1 pseudogene is annotated in these 854 nt (G+C 64.4%); it reads left to right on the forward strand.

Going from position 1 to position 854, the window contains the following annotated elements:
• A pseudogene (locus ACG2LG_RS23990) lies at window positions 1-854 on the forward strand (hypothetical protein); the annotation flags it as partial.

An 854-nucleotide genomic window follows, 5' to 3' on the forward strand; every position in this document is an offset into this window, starting at 1 on the left:
GCGCAGGGCGGAAGAGGAGCGCAGGGCGGAAGAGGAGCGCAGGGCGGAAGAGGAGCGCAGGGCGGAAGAGGAGCGCAGGGCGGAAGAGGAGCGCAAGGCGGAAGAGGAGCGCAAGGCGGAAGAGGAGCGAAAGGCGGAGGAGGAGCGCAAGGCGGAAGAGGCGCGCAGGGCGGAAGAGGCGCGGAAGGCAGAGGACGAGCGAAAGGCGGAGGAGGAGCGTAAAGCCGAAGAGAAGCGCAAGGCAGAGCAGAAGCGCAAGGCGGGAGAGGAAGCAGCCCGCAAAGCCAAGGAGAAAGCTGAGCGTGAGGCTGAGAACCAGGCTGCCCGAAAAGCCAAGGAAGAAGCGGCTCGCCAAGCCAAGGAGGAGGCCGCACGCAAGGCGAGGGAACAGGCAGCTCTCAAAGCCAAGGAGGAGGCCACCCGGAAAGCTCAGGCGAAGCGCAAAGTCCAAGAGGAGCGCGAGGCCGTGAAGGCTCGCCTCGCCGCTGAGAAGCAGAAGGCAGCGGACGCGCGTCGGGCAGCCAAGGCGCAGCGGGCTGCGGAGAAGCAGCAGGCGCTTGCCAAGGCGAAGCAGTCGAAGAGCGCCAAGCAGGCCCAGGCGAAGGCAGGGGCGCAGCAGGTCGCTTCACAACCCCAAAAGGGAAAGGGCCTCAAGGTGGCCATGATCGCCGCCGTTCTGATGCTCGCAAGTGTGGGTATTGGGATCTGGAAATTCCTGCCGCAACCGCCTGAGCCGGATCCGGTCGTTCCACAGGCGGGAACCTTCTCGGTTCGTGCGGATGGCCTCGATGTCACTGAGTATTTCGATCTTTTGTTTTCCAGCATTGATGGTGCGAGGACTGGAATCGAGCGCT

The organism is Haloferula sp. A504, from assembly GCF_044385805.1.
GTDB lineage: Bacteria > Verrucomicrobiota > Verrucomicrobiia > Verrucomicrobiales > Akkermansiaceae > Haloferula.